This window comes from Salibacter halophilus (assembly GCF_008806325.1).
Classification (GTDB): domain Bacteria; phylum Bacteroidota; class Bacteroidia; order Flavobacteriales_G; family Salibacteraceae; genus Salibacter; species Salibacter halophilus.
The window spans coordinates 308,956-326,258 of record NZ_WACR01000001.1 but is presented as its reverse complement, the minus strand read 5'-3'; the positions used below and the strand labels follow the sequence as shown (position 1 = coordinate 326,258).

Sequence of the window (17,303 nt, the reverse complement as noted above, 5' to 3'; positions counted from 1 at the left end):
TTATTGAGACCTCTTTTGGGAAGCATCGATTTGTGTCAAAGAAAAAAATGGAACTGCAAATTGAAGCTTTTGAACACGATAAAACGGCTATTGGTTTAATGGTTTTTCACTACGATCTTGATGAGTTATTTTATTATTTCAGAAGGATTTGTCGATTCGTTAAAGCTGCGGGTGGTGTTGTTCAAAATAAAGATGATGAATTGCTTTTTATTTTTAGAAAGAAAAAATGGGACTTGCCAAAAGGCAAACTCGATGGTGATGAACATCCCAGGGAAGCTGCTTTACGTGAAGTGCAGGAGGAATGTGGAGTGGGCAGACTCAGAATTGAGAAAAAGCTCTGCGATACCTATCACACATATTGGGAAGATGATCGAAGAGTTTTGAAAAAGACCTATTGGTTTACAATGAAAACAAACTATGAGGGACGACTAATTCCTCAGCTAGAAGAAGATATCACAGATGTTAAATGGCTCAAGCAAGGCGACTTAAATGCGGTGAGTGAAAACACTTACAGAGCGATAAACGATGTAATGGAAATATTCAACAATCCTAATCTTCCTTATAATCGCGAATAATTTCAAAATCTTTTACGGCATCCTCACCTGAGTTGATAATAGCGTCAAAATAACCGATCATTCTATTCGGTTCGTAAGCGGGAGAAAGGGCTAATTTTCCATCAGGATCAACTAAGAAATACATCGGATAGGATCTGACAGAATACTTTTCAATCAGGCTGAATTTTTTGTTGTAATGGAGAATCTGCCAGGGATAACTGTGGTTCTGAACAAAGCTGTAAAAGTCTTCCTGATTGCGATCGCCTGAAATACTAAGGAAAGCAATTTTATTCTTGTATTTTGCGTAGAGTTGATTCATGAAAACCAGATCCTCAACAGATGCTTCATTCCAGGTTGCCCAAAACTGGATGTAAACGTATGAACCTTTAAATTGATCGAGGGTAACCAAATTTCCCAGGGTATCACGCAAATTGATAGCCGGTGCTTTACTCGATTTTTTTAGATGAGACATGTCAGCTAAGATACTCGAAGCAATACGTTTGATAATTGGTGTTTCAGCATCTTCAATAGCTTGTTTGAGCAGTGTTTTCTTGCGAGATGGTTTCACATTGGGCAGCTCGTTGAAATGTAGTTTTGTAATCAGGGCGAGCTCAGCCATGTCTCTTCTTTCAAAAAGTGAATCAGAAAGGAATAAGTTCACTACAGCTTTAAATCCGCTGTAAACAATCAATGAATCTGTGTAGCGAGATTTGTTGACGAGCAGGAAATGATCGATGTCGCGATTGTACACCTGCAGGAATAAAGACAGGTAATCTGCTGATTCCGGTTTTATTGGCTCAGACTTGAAAATACTCTTTTTGACACTATCACGATTAGCGCCTGAAAGTACTTTGAGCGATGTGACTCTCAATTTTAAGTCCTGTTTGAGTTGCGGGAATTTCTCATGTGCTTCGGTCAGAACCGAAGTGAGTGAGTCGTTAAAATCACGTAAGTTTTTGGGAAATAGCGTGTCTTTTTTTGGTGCTGGATTGCGTTCAATAAAATCAGCTACTGCACTATCCTGTAACATAGCTGCTTCATGTAAGAATTGATAGTTTTTTGAAGAGCATGCATATTCAACCTCTACTGGGATGAGCTTGTTGTTGAGGTCTTCAGGTGTTTTTAAAGTAATTGGTTTATCGCACCGTTGATCGTGAAAATACGGAGTGTACCGATCTTCTATTTTGAGGTAATAAAAGCCTGATTCCGGCTCTGACCGAAATGAAAAACTTCCATCTTCACTAATAAGGCCTGAGTCGAGTTTGTCGTAAGTCCCCGAGAGTGCTTCAACTGTTTTGAGCAGATAGATTTTTTGACCGTAAAAACCTTCTATTGAACCACTCAATTGTGCGGTACTCAATAGAGGGGAAAGAACTGTGAAAAGGAAGATTAATCGCTTCATTAACGGATATTTTGCGGGAGAAATTGACGGGCATTTCCGTTATTACGAATTATATCCCTAACTATTGTTGAGGAAACTGCCGAGTGCTGTGGATTACTCATCAAAAAGATGGTTTCCACCTCAGGAACGAGCTTCGCATTCATAGTTGCAATGCCCTGTTCAAATTCAAAATCTCCGGTTGTTCGTAATCCACGGAGCAAAAAGTTTGCCTTTTTTTCTTTGCAGTATTCAACGGTAAGTCCTTGATAGGTGTCAACTTGAACCTTGTCGTTGTCTTTGAATGTTTTGCGTAGCATTTCTAACCTTTCATCAAGGCTGTGCATGTACTCTTTACTGCTGTTGACACCAATTGCCACAATTACTTTATCAAAAAGCTCACTACCGCGATTGATGATATCTTCGTGACCAACAGTAATTGGATCAAATGATCCTGGAAAAACTGCAACCTTATTTTTACTCATAATTCAAATATTGAAAAATGGACATGTCCGTATATCCGTTCTTCAACAAAGTTAGGAACCGTTTTGAATTGATGCGTTTTATCGTGCTCTATAATGAGTAATCCTTTATCAGTTAAGAGCTCTTTTTCAAAAACAGTATTGATGAGCTCGTTGTAATTAGGCCAGTCGTAAGGTGGGTCAGCAAAAATAATGTCGAATTTAATTTTTGCATTTTTCACGAACTTAATAGCATCGCGCTTGATGGCCTTGAAGTTATCAGTTTCCCATTCCTTAGATGTTTGAATCAGATGCTTGATGCATTTAGTGCTCATGTCAACTCCGTAAACATCCTTTGCTCCTCTTGACAAAAACTCAAAACTCATATTTCCCGATCCGGCAAAACAATCGAGTACTACTTTATCCTCAACGCTGTATTGAGTAGTAAGTATATTGAACAGTGACTCCTTCGCGAAATTTGTTGTTGGCCTTACTGGAAGATTTCGGGGAGTGTTTATCTTTCTACCTTTATATTTACCACTGATTATTCGCACAACAATGTACTTAAAAGTGTTATGCCCACACCATTTGGAAGTGTCTCTTGAAGATCTTTGTTCAGTTCAAAAGATGTGTCGAGCTCAATAGGTGCAAGTTTTGGTAAATAATTTTTCAAAGAATCGAGTTGATTCAGTTGCTTACTTGTTTGCACGGTGTAATGAACTGGGGTATCCTCAACTGAAATCTCTAACTGCTCCATTGAATATAGTGTGTAGTACGCTATATCAGCATCAGATGTAATTTTAAATGAGTTAGAGTGGTACAAGCCATTTTTGAAAAAATAGATGTGAAATGCTTCGTCAAAAATGTGAAGAAAGACCGCATGATGAGCTTTGTCATCATTAAAAACAGAGTGATAAGCTAAAGCGCTTCCTGCCGGGTGTAATACAGTAATACCATTTTTGGTCAGATCCTTGAAAACTGATTGATCAATCCGATACAAAAGGTTAGCTGTTAGATTATTAATCACCATTGAGCTTTCCTTTTGATTGCGTTTTTCTCCCAAAATAAAGTTGAGGTACTCCGTGTTATTTTCAGGGGTGATAACACCAGTAGGCACAACAGTGAATTGGTTGTTTTGAACTGCTACATACAGCTTTTTTAGCTGTAGCTTATTCATCAATTCCTTTAGTGATGATGTGTTTTCAGGAACATCAAAAACAAAGTATTCCTGAAACTCATTCGTTGAAGAATTGAATGAAGCAACTGTTAGGTGGTGTACATCTAAAACAGCCACACCTGAACACAAAGAAGCAGCCTCTTTTGAAGGGCTGCTTCCATAATGCTCAATAGTATTTAAAGTCGTTGATCTATTCAACTGATTTATTTTTCTTCACTCCAGTTACCTGATGTTGTTGGCTGAGAAAGTGAACCTACCTGAAGGACATCTTCAGGATCGAAAGGATCAGTATCAGTAACCTGGAAAACACTAACTTTCATACCGCTTTCTCTTGTAAGAGTATCAGCTTCTAGTTCAAATTTTGAACCATTTGTAAATGGAATATACATCAACGAGTCAATTACAAGGTCATGCTTGTTATCTCTTATATCCATGTAATCTTCATCGTAAACGTATTCTTTAGCCTGTACAAGAGATGTATCACGAGAAATAATTCCTCTTTTAATGGCTTCTAGTTCTGATAGTGAATCTGGAACTGTACCAAACTTCTTGACAACAGCAATGCTGTCCTGTACGAGGAAATTGATAAGTGTATCCCATTCACCAGTGTAACCACCGTGTTGTTTTTTGTATTCTACTTCAGCCTGTCTTATATCTTTAAGACGTTGAATAACGGCAGAGTAGCGCTTTGATTTCTCTTTACGAAAATCTATAGGTTCTTTAATACTAATAAAATTGAAATAGAGTAGTACAATACTCAAAATAGCGAGTACAATAGAAGCAACTGCACTAATTTTAGCATTGATAATACCCATAGCGTTGAGAGTAACAAAAATTGCAATCAATATAATGCTGCCTCCACCTAGCATGAAGCGCATATCCTGACCTGTTACACCTCCAAAAATGATAACTGTTAATCCTGCAAGAAATAAGATTATTGCCGGTGCGAAACGAGATATTGTTTCTTTCATCTTTTGCTTATTCTGTACGGTTTGTGTGAATTTTGAATGCCAACAAACTTACAATTTTTTTTAAATGACAAATACTCATTCATTTCCTTAATATTGAAAAGCCAAATTGAATGCAGAACTCTTTCAATGAAAACACTTTTTGATTACATCGATCACGAGCCTACTAAAGATCAGGTGAATTGTTTGTCAAGGCTTGAGCAATTTACTCTTAATGATAAAAAGCAACTATTCATTTTAAGAGGATTTGCAGGCACTGGTAAAACAACCTGTATTTCAGCTTTAGTGAAATGGAGTAATGCTATTGGTCAGAACACGATATTGCTTGCACCAACAGGTCGAGCTGCAAAAGTGATGTCAAACTACAGTGAAAAGCCGGCATTTACAATTCATAAATTCATCTACCGATTACTCGATTTAGGAGAGCAGGGTTATCATTTTTCAAGGAAAGAAAATAAATTAAAAAACACCATTTTCATAGTGGACGAGGCTTCAATGATATCTGGTGAGTTAACTGCAGGTGAAAGTAATTTGCTCGATGATTTAGTAGATTTCGTTTACGAGAATTTGTCTAATCAATTAATACTGGTAGGAGATATTGCTCAACTTCCTCCGGTTGGCACGAACTTAAGCCCAGCTTTAGTTCCCAAAGATATGTTGGGTCGATACAAACTATCCATTGACGGAGCGGAATTAAAGGAGGTTGTGAGACAAGAGGAACTCTCAGGGATACTAGAAAACGCTACTCTAATCAGGAAAAATATTGAAGACGGAGTTAAGGAGTTACCAGAGTTCATCATTAATAATGAGGATGTATTTAGCATTAACTCAAATGAAATGAGTGATGTAGTACAGAGTGTCATGAGTCAGTACGGAGAAGATGGGTTTATTGTGGTCACACGGTCAAACAAGCTTGCAAATATGTACAATGAACAGCTGAGAAAAACTGTACTTTTTCGAGAGAACGAGATCGATGCCGGTGATTTGATTATGATTGTACGCAATAATTATTTCTGGCTGGGCTCTGACCGTGAAGATTTCATAGCAAATGGAGATATTGTTCAGGTAGATAGAGTTACAAATTTTGAAAGTATTGAAGACTTCAAATTTGCTGAAGCATCTATTACATTTATAAATAGTGCTGAGGACAAACAAATTGACGCTGTTTTACTCTTGAACACGCTCAAGGAAGCGAGTTCAAATTTGAATCAAGAAGACCAAAAAAAACTATTCAATGAAAGGATGAGTTATTTTTACGAAGAGTTTGGTCACAAGAAAAAAGCCTTACTTGCTGTTAAGTCTGATCCACTTTATAATGCCTTGCAAATAAAGTTTGCTTACAGCTTTACCTGTCATAAATCTCAAGGCGGACAATGGCCTGTAGTTTTTATAGATCAATCGTTCTTCCAGGAAGAATGGCTGGATCAGGATTATTTGAGATGGCTCTACACTGCGGTAACGAGAGCTACTGATTTAGTTTACTTTGTAAACACTCCTTAATTGTTTACTAGAGAGGTGTTTGGAGATATTGTTTAGAATGAATATTCATAAACTTTTGAACTTTATTACAATTGTTTCCAAAAGATTACATAATTTAGGTGACCTAAAACGAAATTTTGTTGGGTAAGGCTTATAAAATATCAATTTCTATACTCTGTGTATTTATGTTGTTTACGCCCTTGCGTTTTTCAGCACAAGAATATTCGAGTTCTCAACAAAATGGAAGTTATGATGTCGCTTTAGATTCAACATTTAAAGTTTCAATCTGCTTGAGTACCATCAATGATTTGGATAGCGTGAAAATTCCTTTTCACAACATGGGGCAAAGCACTTTATCTCAAGTTGATTTTTCGTTTGAAGATATAAATGAAAATGACCCTACTGATGTGGCATCATGGTCAGGCAATTTATCACCTGGAAATACCGGGCACTTTTATATTTCTGATTTTAATTTTTCAGGTTTTGGAACTTATGAAATATTAATAAGTAGTGAACTCGAACCGGGAAATGTAGATGTAAATCCTCAAAATGACACGATGGTGCTCGAGTTGAGTCTTTTACAAACTCCATCTTTACCTGATTATTCACCATTTTACAAGTGTGAAGAGGATACAATACAAATTGATGTGAGTTCAACCTCTATCAATACTTATCAGTGGAGTAATGGAAGCTACTCTTCAATCCCTTCTTTTTCCAGTGAAGGAAGCTACACTGTTTCAATAACTGGAACGAATGGTTGTGAGAACAATGAAACTTATCAGGTTAATGATTATGCTGGTCCATCAACTATTTTGCCTGCTGATACTTTTATTTGCGAAGGTGATGAAATAGAGTTAATGCTTGATACATCTTTCATTTCTTACGATTGGGTTGAGCTTGAGTCAGGCAGACCAAAAGAAATTATTTCAGATTCAGGTATTTATACAGTAAATATTCAAGACACTAATGGTTGTGATTTTTCTGATGAAATAGTCATTGATGAAATACCCCTACCTCAACCATCGCTTCCTGATGTAATTAAAGGGTGCCAGGGCGATTCAATTCATATTAATGCTGATAATGGTAGCTCTCAGTCCCTATATTATCAATGGGATGACGGAACCCAGGGCCATCAGATAGAGGTGACAAATTCAGGAGTTTATAAAGTTTCAGTTGAAAATGTTGAAGGATGCGCTTCATCAGATAGTGTTTTTGTTGATCTAAGATCTCTGCCATCTATAGAATTACCTGATACTTCCTGGATGTGTAATGGCACACCTGAATTAGTTTCAATTCAGGGAAGCTCTTCTATTTTTTACTCCTGGGATTCAGGAGAGAATGGAATGAGTATTCTCGTAGAGGAAGAAGGCACTTATCATGTTACCGCTCTGGATAGCAACGGATGCATGAACGATGAAAGTGTTATTGTACAAAATGAGATAGTTGCTAATAACATAGAGTCAGACACCATTTTGTGCGAAGGCGATGGGTTTAGTGTTTCACCTGATTCTGGTTTCATATCATTTTGGGAAGATGGTTTTTCAAATCACGAAAGGTTTATTACTCAGCCCGGGGATTATATTTTTACTGTAGAGGGAAAACACGGCTGCATAAATAAAGATACACTTTCAGTACAGTCTAAAACTGTTCCTGAAACTAACTTTGATTTTATAGTAGGAGGTGCAAATGTTAATTTTAATAACCTGACTAGGAACTTTGATAGTTTGCTTTGGAATTTTGGAGATGGTCAATTATCAATCCAAAATTCTCCTACTCACTCTTATGATGAATCAGGTGATTATGAAGTTGAATTAACTACTTTCAATATTTGTGGCCAGTCTAATTTTTCTCAAGTAATCAATTACACATCCACTGGAATTGAGGAGATATTTAACGAAGAATCAATAAAGCTTTACCCTAATCCAATTCTTCAGGGGAATGAAATTAAATTATTACTATCTGATCTTTCTAATAAAGATTTAACACTTAGAGTTTACAGCTCAATTGGTCAGCTATTAATAGATCGCTCAATCGGGTTGACAAGTCCAAGTCAAATCGTTTCAATTAACACCAATCAATTTTCATCAGGAAATTATATTGTGCATTTAACAATAGACAGTGAGTCAGTTACCAAAATGGTAAACATCGTCAAAAGAAAATAGATTAAAAATCGTAATCTAACCCAAGTTTCTTTCTCAGTGTTTTTAATGCCGGATTTTTATCAGCCAATTTGTTGAACTTGTCTGAGTTAGTGAATAATTTCCCTTTATCAGCATCATCTTTTTGTTTCAAGATGTCAAATGATAATTGAATATTATCGTTGCGTAGCTTGCTCTTGAGCTTTCCCAGTAAATCTGATCGATAACCATCAAATTCCAGTTTTGCAGCTTTATGATCGAGTTTAATATGGACAGTAGCATTATCAATATCCACTTCTGGGTCTCTGCGCTTCAACATGCTGGCAAGCGACTTTTTCCCATCATTCAGGAATTCAACTGTAGTTTCTTCCCACGCTGCATCAAACTCTTCTTTAGTGAAGTTTCTCGTTTCACCCGATACTACAGATTCATCCTTATTATCGTTAGAGTTTGAAGAATTCTCAGACTCTTGCTTTTTAATTCTGATAACACTTTTGCTCCTGAACTTATCTTGCAAAGGTCTAACTACCCTTTTAGGACTGTTTTGGTCAGATCCTTTTTGAGCATTGTTGCGAACTTCCCGCCTTATTTTCTCACCTTGAGACTGATTTTGGGGATTGGCTTTACCTGACACACGGTCGCTATTAGCTAAAATAGGGAAGTCGAGAAGTGATAACTCAGGGTCTAGTAATTTTTTTTTTCGGGATGCTTTTGAATTGAAGCAAGCTGCATGAGTGTTAACTCGACCAGTAATCGCTGATTTTTACTGGATTTATACCTGAAGTCACATTCGGTACATAGTTTAATAGCAGCCATTAAAAAATCCTGATCACAGGATTTCGCTTGATCGAGGTAGCGTTGCTTTATACTGTCACCCGCTTCGAGAAGTTTTACAGTTTCGTCACTACTTGAAACAAGTAAATTACGGAAATGAGCAGACAAGCCATTGATGAAAATGTGTCCGTCAAACCCGTTATCCAGAACCTCATTAAATAAATTCAACAGTCCCTGAACATTTCCATCGAGGATGAGGTCTGTAGTTTTAAAATAGTAATCGTAATCGAGGATATTCAGGTTCTGAATAACATCCTGATATGAGATTTCATTACCTGAATAACTTACCATTTGGTCAAAAATGGATAAGGCATCTCGCATTCCGCCATCAGCCTTTTCAGCGATGAGGTGGAGAGCATCTTCATCCGCAGTCACGTTTTCTTTTTGAGCAACATCTTTCAAGTGCTCAACCATATCCTTAATTTGAATACGGTGAAAATCAAAAACCTGACATCTCGATAATATAGTAGGTATTATTTTATGCTTCTCGGTTGTCGCTAAAATAAAGATAGCGTGTGCCGGGGGTTCTTCAAGTGTTTTGAGGAAAGCATTGAAAGCGGCTGTTGACAACATGTGCACCTCGTCAATGATGTACACTTTGTAACTTCCCACTTGCGGGGGGATGCGAACCTGATCGATCAGGTTTCTAATATCGTCAACCGCGTTGTTTGAGGCTGCATCGAGCTCAAAAATATTAAAGGCAAAATCTTCATTTTCATCAACACCATCACCATCTTTTGATAGTGCTTCTTTGTTTACGGCTTTAGCCAAAATACGGGCTGTTGTCGTTTTACCAACACCTCTTGGACCGCAAAATAAGAAAGCCTGTGCCAAATGGTTTTTATCGATGGCATTCTGCAGAGTGTCTGTGATAGAACCCTGTCCAACAACCGAATCCCAGTCGGTTGGGCGATATTTTCGTGCTGATACTATGAAGTTATCCATGAGTGGTACAAATATAGCCCTTTGATGCGATGTGAGAATTAATTTGGGCTCGAAGTTTTGACTGAAACTTAGCTAATTTTGGTTCTGACCAAAAAATCAATGGGATACAGTTTTGTAAATGTCAGGGTTTCTGTATTTTTGCAGGCCAATTTTTATTTTAATTAAAACAATAGTTATGAGTACAAGGTACGAAACTGTTTTCATTTTAACTCCCGTTTTATCTGATGATCAGGTAAAGGAAGCAGTTACCAATGTAAAGGACTTCTTAAAGAAAAACGGTGCTACAGTGAAGCATCAAGAAAGCTGGGGGCTTAAAAAGCTCGCTTATCCTATCCAGAATAAGTCTACCGGTTTTTACCAGCTTTTTGAATTCGAAGCAGATGGTGACTTTATTTCAAAGTTTGAGCTTGAACTGAAACGTGATGAGCGCATGTTGCGCTTCTTGACTGTTAAGATGAACAAGAATCACATTGAGTTTGCTGAAAAGCAGCGTAACAAAGCCGCTGAAGCATCAAATTAAGAATCCTTTAAAGCATTATAATTATGGCTGAATCAGAAATCAGATATCTTCAACCAATCAACATTGAAGTAAAAAAAGAAAAGTACTGCCGCTTTAAGAAAGCTGGTATCAAATACGTTGATTACAAGGATTACAAGTTCCTTTTGAAATTTGTTAATGAACAAGGTAAAATTCTTCCTCGCAGGGTTACAGGAACTTCTACAAAGTTCCAGAAGAAAGTGGCTACATCTGTGAAAAGAGCACGCCACCTGGCTATTTTACCGTATGTTGGTGATATGTTAAAATAAGGAGGGTAATCAAATGGACATTATACTTAAAGAAAACGTAGAAAACCTCGGTGATGCAGGTGAATTAGTAACTGTAAAACCAGGGTACGGAAGAAACTACCTTATTCCACAAGGAAAGGCAATTTTGGCGACAGCTTCAGCAAAGAAAATGCTTGAAGAAAATCAACGTCAAAGAGCTCACAAGGAAGAGAAAATTATTGAAGAAGCTAAGAGTAACGCAGCCAAACTCAATGATATGTCATTGAAAATTGGAGCTAAAGTTGGAGATCAGGGCAAGATATTTGGTTCTGTGAACACTATCCAGGTTGCTGAAGCCATCAAGAAATTAGGTGTAGATATCGATCGTAAAAACATCTCGATCAATCAGGAGCCAATTAAATCTGTTGGTGAATACGAAGCTACTATCAAGTTCCACAAAGATGTGGTTGAAACTGTGAAGTTTGAAGTTGTTGGTGAGTAATCAATAACGAAAATCAATATTTAAAACCCGAATTCTATTTAGAGTTCGGGTTTTTTTATTCGTATCTCAGCGCATCAATAGGATCGAGTGAAGAGGCTTTCTTTGCAGGATAAAACCCGGCTATCACACCTGTGAAAAGGCAAAGTATAATTCCGAGTGAAATCCATGTCCACGGAATAACAAAAGGAGCTTCCGTTAAAACAGTAACAGCATTTCCGGCCCCAACACCAAAAAGAATACCAACAAACCCACCGAGTAAGCAAATGGTCAATGCTTCAATAAGGAATTGTTGAAGAATAATAGAAGCTTTTGCGCCAAGTGCCTTCCTTACTCCAATTTCTCTCGTTCTCTCAGTAACACTAACCAGCATAATATTCATCAATCCAATCGCAGCTCCAAAAAGCGTGATGATTCCGATAATTGAGGCTACAATTGTCACAACCTGAATGTTTTCAATAAGCCGTTGAGATAAGCTGTCGCTTCGTCTAATTCTAAAACTCTCAGGACTTTTGAGGTCGTCTTTTCTGATGATACGCATTGTTCCCATTGCCTCTTGCACAGCTACCTCCATTTCAACAGGAGACGAAGACATTACATGAATATCAAAAGATGTGTATCCACTCGCAAAATACATTCTGGCAGTTTTGAGCGGAATGAAAATATTTCTGTCTCCACTAAAACCCATCGAGCTTCCTTTTTCTTTCAGAACCCCAACCACCTCGTATTTTACGTTTTCAATCTTTATTTCATTTCCTGTAGCCTGAGAGTTTGGAAATAATTTCTCTTTAATTTCAGATCCAATTATGCAAACATGACGGCCCTGTTCAACTTCAGTATGGGTAAAGTTTCTTCCGTACTCAAGGTCATAACCTTTTACTGAGAGATAATTCTCGTCAGAACCGGTGACCTGAATGTTAGGGTTCGTCTCGTAGTCTTTTCTTTTGGCAATTGCACTGGAATTGGCTCTGAAACTGACAGATAAAATAGAAGGATGATCAAAACGAGAAATAAATTGACTAGCCTCCTTAATCGAGATTGGTCTTGAGCCCTCAATTCTTTCACCGCCCCTTCTTATTCTGGTATTCGGTAGTTGTTCAATCGTGAAGGAGTTAGCACCCATAGAGGAAAACTGATCACTGATTGAAGCTTTGAGAGCATCCGTGGCTGTCAAAATCCCAACCAGTGCCATAATACCAAATGCGATGATCAAAACGGTAAGTGAAGAACGCAGCTTTTGACCTTTTATCGCCTTAAGGCTGATAATTGTGTTCTGTTTTATGAAACTTGACATCACTTTCAAAAGTAAGTTAATATATGAGCAGAATGCTTAATTTTATAAGGACGAAAAATAATTATGATAATCGGAGCTAATGATCGATTTGCGGCCAATAAAAAATGTTGTGATCAAAGTGCTGTCGCGGCTTTTAAAGCTCCCAACAAATTACTATTTTCGCAATTGTCTAAAATTGAACAACTAAACAATAACATTATCTATGGCTTTTGATTTAGATCTTATTAAAGAAGCATATAAAAATATGCCTGGTAGGATTGAGAAAGCCCGCGAAATAGTGGGACGCCCACTAACGCTGGCAGAGAAAATCCTATATTCTCATCTCGATGAAGGTGACCCAACAAAAGAGTACAAGCGAGGAAAAGATTACGTTGACTTTAGACCAGATCGTGTAGCGATGCAAGATGCTACTGCTCAAATGGCTCTTTTGCAATTCATGCAATCGGGAAGAGATAAAACAGCAGTTCCTTCAACTGTACACTGTGATCACCTGATCCAGGCAAGAGTTGGAGCTGATAAAGATTTACAGGAAGCGATCAATAAGAACAACGAAGTATACAACTTTCTCGAATCTGTATCTAACAAATACGGTATCGGTTTTTGGAAGCCGGGTGCGGGTATTATTCACCAGGTAGTTCTCGAAAACTATGCTTTCCCTGGATGTATGATGATCGGAACCGATTCTCACACTCCTAACGCAGGCGGACTCGGTAGTCTCGCAGTTGGTGTTGGTGGTGCTGATGCAGTTGATGTGATGGCCGGAATGCCATGGGAGCTCAAGTTCCCTAAACTTATTGGTGTTAAGCTTACCGGTGAAATGAGCGGATGGACATCAGCTAAAGATGTCATCCTCAAAGTTGCTGGTATCCTTACTGTAAAAGGTGGTACAGGCCACATTGTAGAATACTTTGGACCTGGTGCTGAATCTATGTCTTGTACTGGTAAAGGTACAATCTGTAACATGGGTGCTGAGATTGGAGCCACAACATCGCTTTTCAATTACGATACATCAATGGCTACTTATCTCAAGAATACCGATAGAGAAGATGTAGCTGAACTCGCTGAAAGTGTTAGAGAACACCTTCGCGCTGATGACAATGTTTACGATAATCCTGAAAAATACTTTGACCAGGTAATTGAAATTAACCTCAGTGAACTTGAGCCACACATTAATGGTCCTTTCACTCCAGATCTAGCAACACCAATTTCTGAATTTGCCAAGAAAGTAAAAGAAGAAGGTTGGCCACAAAAGCTTGAAGTTGGACTTATAGGGTCATGTACAAACTCATCTTACGAGGATCTTACTCGTTCAGCTTCAATTGCTGATCAGGCGGTTAGCAAAAATCTTAAGGCTAAATCTGAGTTTACAATTACTCCTGGATCTGAACAGGTTCGATTCACAGCAGAACGTGACGGAATTCTCCAAAAGTTCGATAAAATGGGCGGAGTAGTTCTGGCGAATGCATGCGGGCCATGTATCGGTCAGTGGGCTCGTCACACTGATGATCCTGAAAAGAAAAACTCGATCATTACTTCATTCAACAGAAACTTTGCTAAGCGTAATGATGGAAACCCAAATACTCACGCATTTGTAGCATCTCCAGAGCTCGTTACAGCTATGGCTATTGCAGGTGACTTGGCGTTTAACCCATTGACAGATTCGCTTACCAATGAAGATGGCGAAGAAGTAAAACTCGATGAACCACAAGGTATTCAGCTTCCATCTGATGGATTTGCTGTTGAAGATTCAGGTTACCAAAAGCCGGCTAAAGACGGAAGCGGTGTTGATATAAAAGTGAAAGACGGATCTGACCGTTTACAACTTCTTACACCATTTGACGCGTGGGACGGTGAAAACTTAACTGATGCTGTTCTTCTTATCAAAGCTTATGGTAAGTGTACTACTGACCACATTTCAATGGCTGGTCCATGGTTGAGATATAGAGGTCACCTCGACAATATTTCAAACAATACACTTACAGGAGCTGTAAATGCTTACAATAAGGAGACTGATAAAGTCAAAAGTCAAATCACAGGTGAGTACGGAGCAGTTCCTGATGTACAGCGCGAATACAAAGCTAAAGGTATTCCTTCAGTTGTAGTTGGAGATCACAACTACGGAGAGGGATCATCTCGTGAGCACGCAGCAATGCAGCCACGTCACCTCGGTGTGAGAGCAGTGATCGTAAAATCATTTGCTCGTATTCACGAAACAAACCTCAAAAAACAAGGTGTACTAGCTGTGACATTTGACAATGAAGCTGATTATGACAAAATCCAGGAAGACGACAGATTCGACTTTGTTGATCTTAAAGATTTTGCTCCAGATAAGCAGCTTACTGTTGAGATCAAACACAAAGATGGATCAACTGATACCATTAAAGTGAACCACACATACAATGAGAACCAAATTAAATGGTTCAAAGAAGGTTCTGCATTGAATCTCATCAAAAAGATCTATGCGAACTAATTCACACTAGAGCTTAACAGAAAACCCCGGCAAAATTGTCGGGGTTTTTTATTGACTTAACAGAAGTGAGCAAGTTGTATATTTGAACACCTCAAATGAAATTACAATTGAAAAACGATTTAATACTCAGAGCCGCAAGAGGCGAGAAAGTTGAGAGAGTGCCCGTTTGGCTAATGCGCCAGGCAGGCAGGATTTTGCCCGAATACAGAGCTGTTCGCAATTCATTATCAGGGTTTAAAGAACTGGTTGAAACACCTGAGCTAGCTTGTGAAGTTACCTTGCAGCCGGTCGATATTTTGGGAGTTGATGCCGCTATCATCTTCTCTGATATACTTGTAGTTCCCGAGGCGATGGGCGTTACCTATCAAATGAAAAAGGGAGTAGGACCTATTTTTGAAACAACGGTCAGAACCGAGCGCGATGCCGAGTCACTCATTATCCCTGATCCACACGACAAGTTGAGATATGTTAGCGATGCCATATCACTCACGAAAAAAGAACTCGATGGTCGTGTTCCATTAATTGGATTTGCTGGAGCTCCGTGGACAATATTCTCATATATAGTAGAAGGTGGCGGCTCAAAAACATTCAGTAACGCACGAAAGATTTTATATCAAAATCCAACTTTGGCACACTCTGTGCTTAATAAGATAACACAAACCACAATAACTTACCTTAAAGCACAAATTGAAGCGGGTGCTGATATGGTACAAGTCTTTGATAGCTGGGCAGGCATACTTCCCAAAAAACAATACGAGGAATTTGCTTTGCCATACATCAAAGAAATTTGCGATAGCATTGACACTGTGCCCAAAACCGTTTTTTCAAAAGGTGCTTACCGCTCCATCAGTGAAATTGCAAAATTAAATTGCAATACAGTAGGCTTAGATTGGAATATGGACCGTAAAGAAGGCAGGCAACTAGTTGGTAATGAGCGTACATTACAGGGTAACTTAGATCCCTGTACGCTTTATGCACCCGATGAGGTTCTTGTAAAAGAAACTCAGCAAATGCTTGAAGACTTTGGTAGTCAGCGATATATTGCTAATTTAGGCCACGGAGTTTACCCGGATACAAATCCGGAAAAGGTGAAATTATTTATTGAAACAGTTAAGAAACATCAATTCTAAAATTATGAAAAGGAATATTCGAGCAGTTTTAACCCTTGCGGTTGGTACTTTTTTTACTCTTTCGCTCAGTGCGCAAAACAACCTCGTTCCAAACGGGAGTTTTGAACAAACTGATGGTCGCATACGAAAAGGCGACAAAGCAATAGAAGATGTAATTGAGTGGTTTTCTCCAGATGAAGAAAATGGAGCAGATGTTTATTCAAAAGAAGCAAAAGACGAATGGGGAATTCCAGAAAATAAAATGGGATACCAAATGCCTCTAGATGGTCAAAATTATGCCGGTGTTCGCATGTTTGGATACAGAGGTAGAACAAAAAACACTTTTATTCAGGTTCGCCTTAAAGATGATATGATTGAAGGCAAAACCTATTGTGTAAACTTCAACATAGTACTATCTAAAATATCGCGATATGCGACTAATAACATTGGTGGTTACTTGAGTGATAGAAAAGTAAGAGGTAATACAATCGATGACTGGGAAATCAAGCCACAAATCATGCATCCTGAAAATAAAATCTTCATGGATCAATATATGTGGAAAACAATTTGCGGAACTTACACTGCAAAAGGTGGTGAGAAATACCTGACAATCGGGAACTTTACAAATCCTGAGGAAGCTGACCGGGACGATTACGAATCGATGAGACGAGTAAAAGGATACGATCAACTCCAAACAAACGATGCTTATTATTTTGTAGATGATGTATCTGTTTACAACATGGAAGAAATTTCTTCATGCACATGTGAAGAGGAAAAGAAAAGTGATGAAATGCAGGTTGTTTACAGCGAAAATGTTAGTGAAGACGCAGACATGGATGCAGCCAAAAAACTGAGTCTCAAAAAGGTTTACTTCGATTATAACTCTACAAGCCCAAGTACACCAGCAGCAATTATTGAAGTAATTCGCTTGCTCGAAGAAAATGAAGGCCTTCAGGTAAAAGTAATAGGTCACAGTTCAGCAAAAGAAGCTGAAAAAATCTCTGAAGATATTTCCGCTAAGCGAGCTAAATACATTCACGATTACCTTATCAAAAGGGGAATTGATGAATCGAGGCTTTCCTTTGAAGGTGTTGGCGATTCACAAATAGTGGACGATGCCGGCACTGATGAAGCTAGAGCTAAAAACCGAAGAGTTACGTTCGAAGCTAGATAAACAGACAATCTTTTCAAAGAATAAAGGTCAATAGGAATTCCTATTGACCTTTTCTTTT

17 protein-coding genes are annotated in these 17,303 nt (G+C 38.3%); 9 read left to right on the top strand and 8 right to left on the bottom strand.

Going from position 1 to position 17,303, the window contains the following annotated elements; all coding sequences use genetic code 11:
• Nucleotides 1–47 precede the first annotated feature (47 nt).
• The gene (locus tag F3059_RS01505; protein WP_170264978.1) at nt 48–575 is read left to right on the top strand and encodes an NUDIX hydrolase; all 528 of its coding nucleotides are present in this window, start codon (nt 48–50) and stop codon (nt 573–575) included.
• On the opposite strand, the gene F3059_RS01500 is transcribed toward F3059_RS01505, so the two are convergent.
• The 5 genes from F3059_RS01500 to F3059_RS01480 are packed head-to-tail and all read right to left on the bottom strand — an operon-like array spanning nt 550 to nt 4,541.
• On the bottom strand, nt 550–1,956 hold the full coding sequence (locus F3059_RS01500) for a TlpA family protein disulfide reductase (protein ID WP_151166163.1): 1,407 nt from the start codon (nt 1,954–1,956) through the stop codon (nt 550–552). The genes F3059_RS01505 and F3059_RS01500 overlap by 26 nt on opposite strands.
• Entirely contained in the window at nt 1,956–2,417 is a 462-nt protein-coding gene (gene coaD / locus F3059_RS01495) for a pantetheine-phosphate adenylyltransferase (protein ID WP_151166162.1), read from the bottom strand. Before coaD ends, F3059_RS01500 begins: the two co-directional genes overlap by 1 nt.
• Nucleotides 2,414–2,947, bottom strand: coding sequence for a 16S rRNA (guanine(966)-N(2))-methyltransferase RsmD (rsmD, locus tag F3059_RS01490; RefSeq protein ID WP_170264976.1), 534 nt, complete (start codon nt 2,945–2,947; stop codon nt 2,414–2,416). Before rsmD ends, coaD begins: the two co-directional genes overlap by 4 nt.
• On the bottom strand, nt 2,938–3,768 hold the full coding sequence (locus F3059_RS01485) for a DUF3822 family protein (protein ID WP_151166160.1): 831 nt from the start codon (nt 3,766–3,768) through the stop codon (nt 2,938–2,940). Before F3059_RS01485 ends, rsmD begins: the two co-directional genes overlap by 10 nt.
• Before the next feature lie 5 nt (nt 3,769–3,773).
• Nucleotides 3,774–4,541: a hypothetical protein gene (locus F3059_RS01480; protein WP_151166159.1), complete on the bottom strand. Its 768-nt coding sequence runs from the start codon at nt 4,539–4,541 to the stop codon at nt 3,774–3,776.
• 126 nt (nt 4,542–4,667) lie between these two features.
• On the opposite strand from F3059_RS01480, the gene F3059_RS01475 reads away from it, so the two are divergent.
• Nucleotides 4,668–6,038, top strand: coding sequence for an ATP-dependent DNA helicase (locus F3059_RS01475; RefSeq protein WP_170264974.1), 1,371 nt, complete (start codon nt 4,668–4,670; stop codon nt 6,036–6,038).
• Between the two features lie 164 nt (nt 6,039–6,202).
• A complete protein-coding gene (locus F3059_RS01470; RefSeq protein WP_151166157.1) occupies nt 6,203–8,179 on the top strand; it encodes a PKD domain-containing protein in 1,977 nt (658 codons plus the stop codon).
• Between the two features lies 1 nt (nt 8,180).
• Here F3059_RS01470 and F3059_RS01465 read toward each other — a convergent pair whose 3' ends face one another.
• Both F3059_RS01465 and dnaX read right to left on the bottom strand, forming a co-directional pair.
• Entirely contained in the window at nt 8,181–8,789 is a 609-nt protein-coding gene (locus F3059_RS01465; protein WP_151166156.1) for a hypothetical protein, read from the bottom strand.
• Nucleotides 8,790–8,839: 50 nt separating this feature from the next.
• Nucleotides 8,840–9,934 carry a DNA polymerase III subunit gamma/tau gene (gene dnaX, locus F3059_RS01460; RefSeq protein WP_151166155.1) on the bottom strand — a complete coding sequence of 365 codons (1,095 nt, stop codon included), beginning with the start codon at nt 9,932–9,934 and terminating at the stop codon, nt 8,840–8,842.
• Nucleotides 9,935–10,109: 175 nt separating this feature from the next.
• Between dnaX and rpsF the strand changes: the two genes are divergently transcribed.
• The 3 genes from rpsF to rplI are packed head-to-tail and all read left to right on the top strand — an operon-like array spanning nt 10,110 to nt 11,201.
• Nucleotides 10,110–10,454, top strand: coding sequence for a 30S ribosomal protein S6 (rpsF, locus tag F3059_RS01455; RefSeq protein WP_151166154.1), 345 nt, complete (start codon nt 10,110–10,112; stop codon nt 10,452–10,454).
• A gap of 23 nt (nt 10,455–10,477) precedes the next feature.
• Entirely contained in the window at nt 10,478–10,741 is a 264-nt protein-coding gene (gene rpsR, locus F3059_RS01450; protein ID WP_151166153.1) for a 30S ribosomal protein S18, read from the top strand.
• Nucleotides 10,742–10,754: 13 nt separating this feature from the next.
• Nucleotides 10,755–11,201: a 50S ribosomal protein L9 gene (gene rplI / locus F3059_RS01445; RefSeq protein ID WP_151166152.1), complete on the top strand. Its 447-nt coding sequence runs from the start codon at nt 10,755–10,757 to the stop codon at nt 11,199–11,201.
• Between the two features lie 55 nt (nt 11,202–11,256).
• Here the strand turns inward: rplI and F3059_RS01440 are convergent, their stop codons facing one another.
• Nucleotides 11,257–12,492 (bottom strand): ABC transporter permease, encoded by a 1,236-nt coding sequence (locus tag F3059_RS01440; RefSeq protein ID WP_151166151.1) that lies wholly within the window; start codon nt 12,490–12,492, stop codon nt 11,257–11,259.
• 202 nt (nt 12,493–12,694) lie between these two features.
• Here F3059_RS01440 and F3059_RS01435 point away from each other — a divergent pair, with 202 nt between their 5' ends.
• The 3 genes from F3059_RS01435 (at nt 12,695) to F3059_RS01425 (ending at nt 17,245) form a co-directional block, all read left to right on the top strand.
• On the top strand, nt 12,695–14,962 hold the full coding sequence (locus F3059_RS01435) for an aconitate hydratase (protein ID WP_151166150.1): 2,268 nt from the start codon (nt 12,695–12,697) through the stop codon (nt 14,960–14,962).
• Nucleotides 14,963–15,057: 95 nt separating this feature from the next.
• The gene (hemE, locus tag F3059_RS01430) at nt 15,058–16,092 is read left to right on the top strand and encodes a uroporphyrinogen decarboxylase (protein WP_151166149.1); all 1,035 of its coding nucleotides are present in this window, start codon (nt 15,058–15,060) and stop codon (nt 16,090–16,092) included.
• 4 nt (nt 16,093–16,096) lie between these two features.
• A complete protein-coding gene (locus F3059_RS01425) occupies nt 16,097–17,245 on the top strand; it encodes an OmpA family protein (RefSeq protein WP_151166148.1) in 1,149 nt (382 codons plus the stop codon).
• The last annotated feature ends 58 nt before the right edge of the window (nt 17,246–17,303 follow it).

Bases quoted from the DNA above. Each gene is read 5' to 3' on its own strand.
- F3059_RS01505 (WP_170264978.1), top strand. From the start codon at position 48: ATGGAACTGCAAATTGAAGCTTTTGAACACGATAAAACGGCTATTGGT.
- F3059_RS01500 (WP_151166163.1), bottom strand. From the start codon at position 1,956: ATGAAGCGATTAATCTTCCTTTTCACAGTTCTTTCCCCTCTATTGAGT.
- coaD (WP_151166162.1), bottom strand. From the start codon at position 2,417: ATGAGTAAAAATAAGGTTGCAGTTTTTCCAGGATCATTTGATCCAATT.
- F3059_RS01480 (WP_151166159.1), bottom strand. From the start codon at position 4,541: ATGAAAGAAACAATATCTCGTTTCGCACCGGCAATAATCTTATTTCTT.
- F3059_RS01475 (WP_170264974.1), top strand. From the start codon at position 4,668: ATGAAAACACTTTTTGATTACATCGATCACGAGCCTACTAAAGATCAG.
- F3059_RS01470 (WP_151166157.1), top strand. From the start codon at position 6,203: ATGTTGTTTACGCCCTTGCGTTTTTCAGCACAAGAATATTCGAGTTCT.
- dnaX (WP_151166155.1), bottom strand. From the start codon at position 9,934: ATGGATAACTTCATAGTATCAGCACGAAAATATCGCCCAACCGACTGG.
- rpsF (WP_151166154.1), top strand. From the start codon at position 10,110: ATGAGTACAAGGTACGAAACTGTTTTCATTTTAACTCCCGTTTTATCT.
- rpsR (WP_151166153.1), top strand. From the start codon at position 10,478: ATGGCTGAATCAGAAATCAGATATCTTCAACCAATCAACATTGAAGTA.
- rplI (WP_151166152.1), top strand. From the start codon at position 10,755: ATGGACATTATACTTAAAGAAAACGTAGAAAACCTCGGTGATGCAGGT.
- F3059_RS01440 (WP_151166151.1), bottom strand. From the start codon at position 12,492: ATGTCAAGTTTCATAAAACAGAACACAATTATCAGCCTTAAGGCGATA.
- F3059_RS01435 (WP_151166150.1), top strand. From the start codon at position 12,695: ATGGCTTTTGATTTAGATCTTATTAAAGAAGCATATAAAAATATGCCT.
- hemE (WP_151166149.1), top strand. From the start codon at position 15,058: ATGAAATTACAATTGAAAAACGATTTAATACTCAGAGCCGCAAGAGGC.
- F3059_RS01425 (WP_151166148.1), top strand. From the start codon at position 16,097: ATGAAAAGGAATATTCGAGCAGTTTTAACCCTTGCGGTTGGTACTTTT.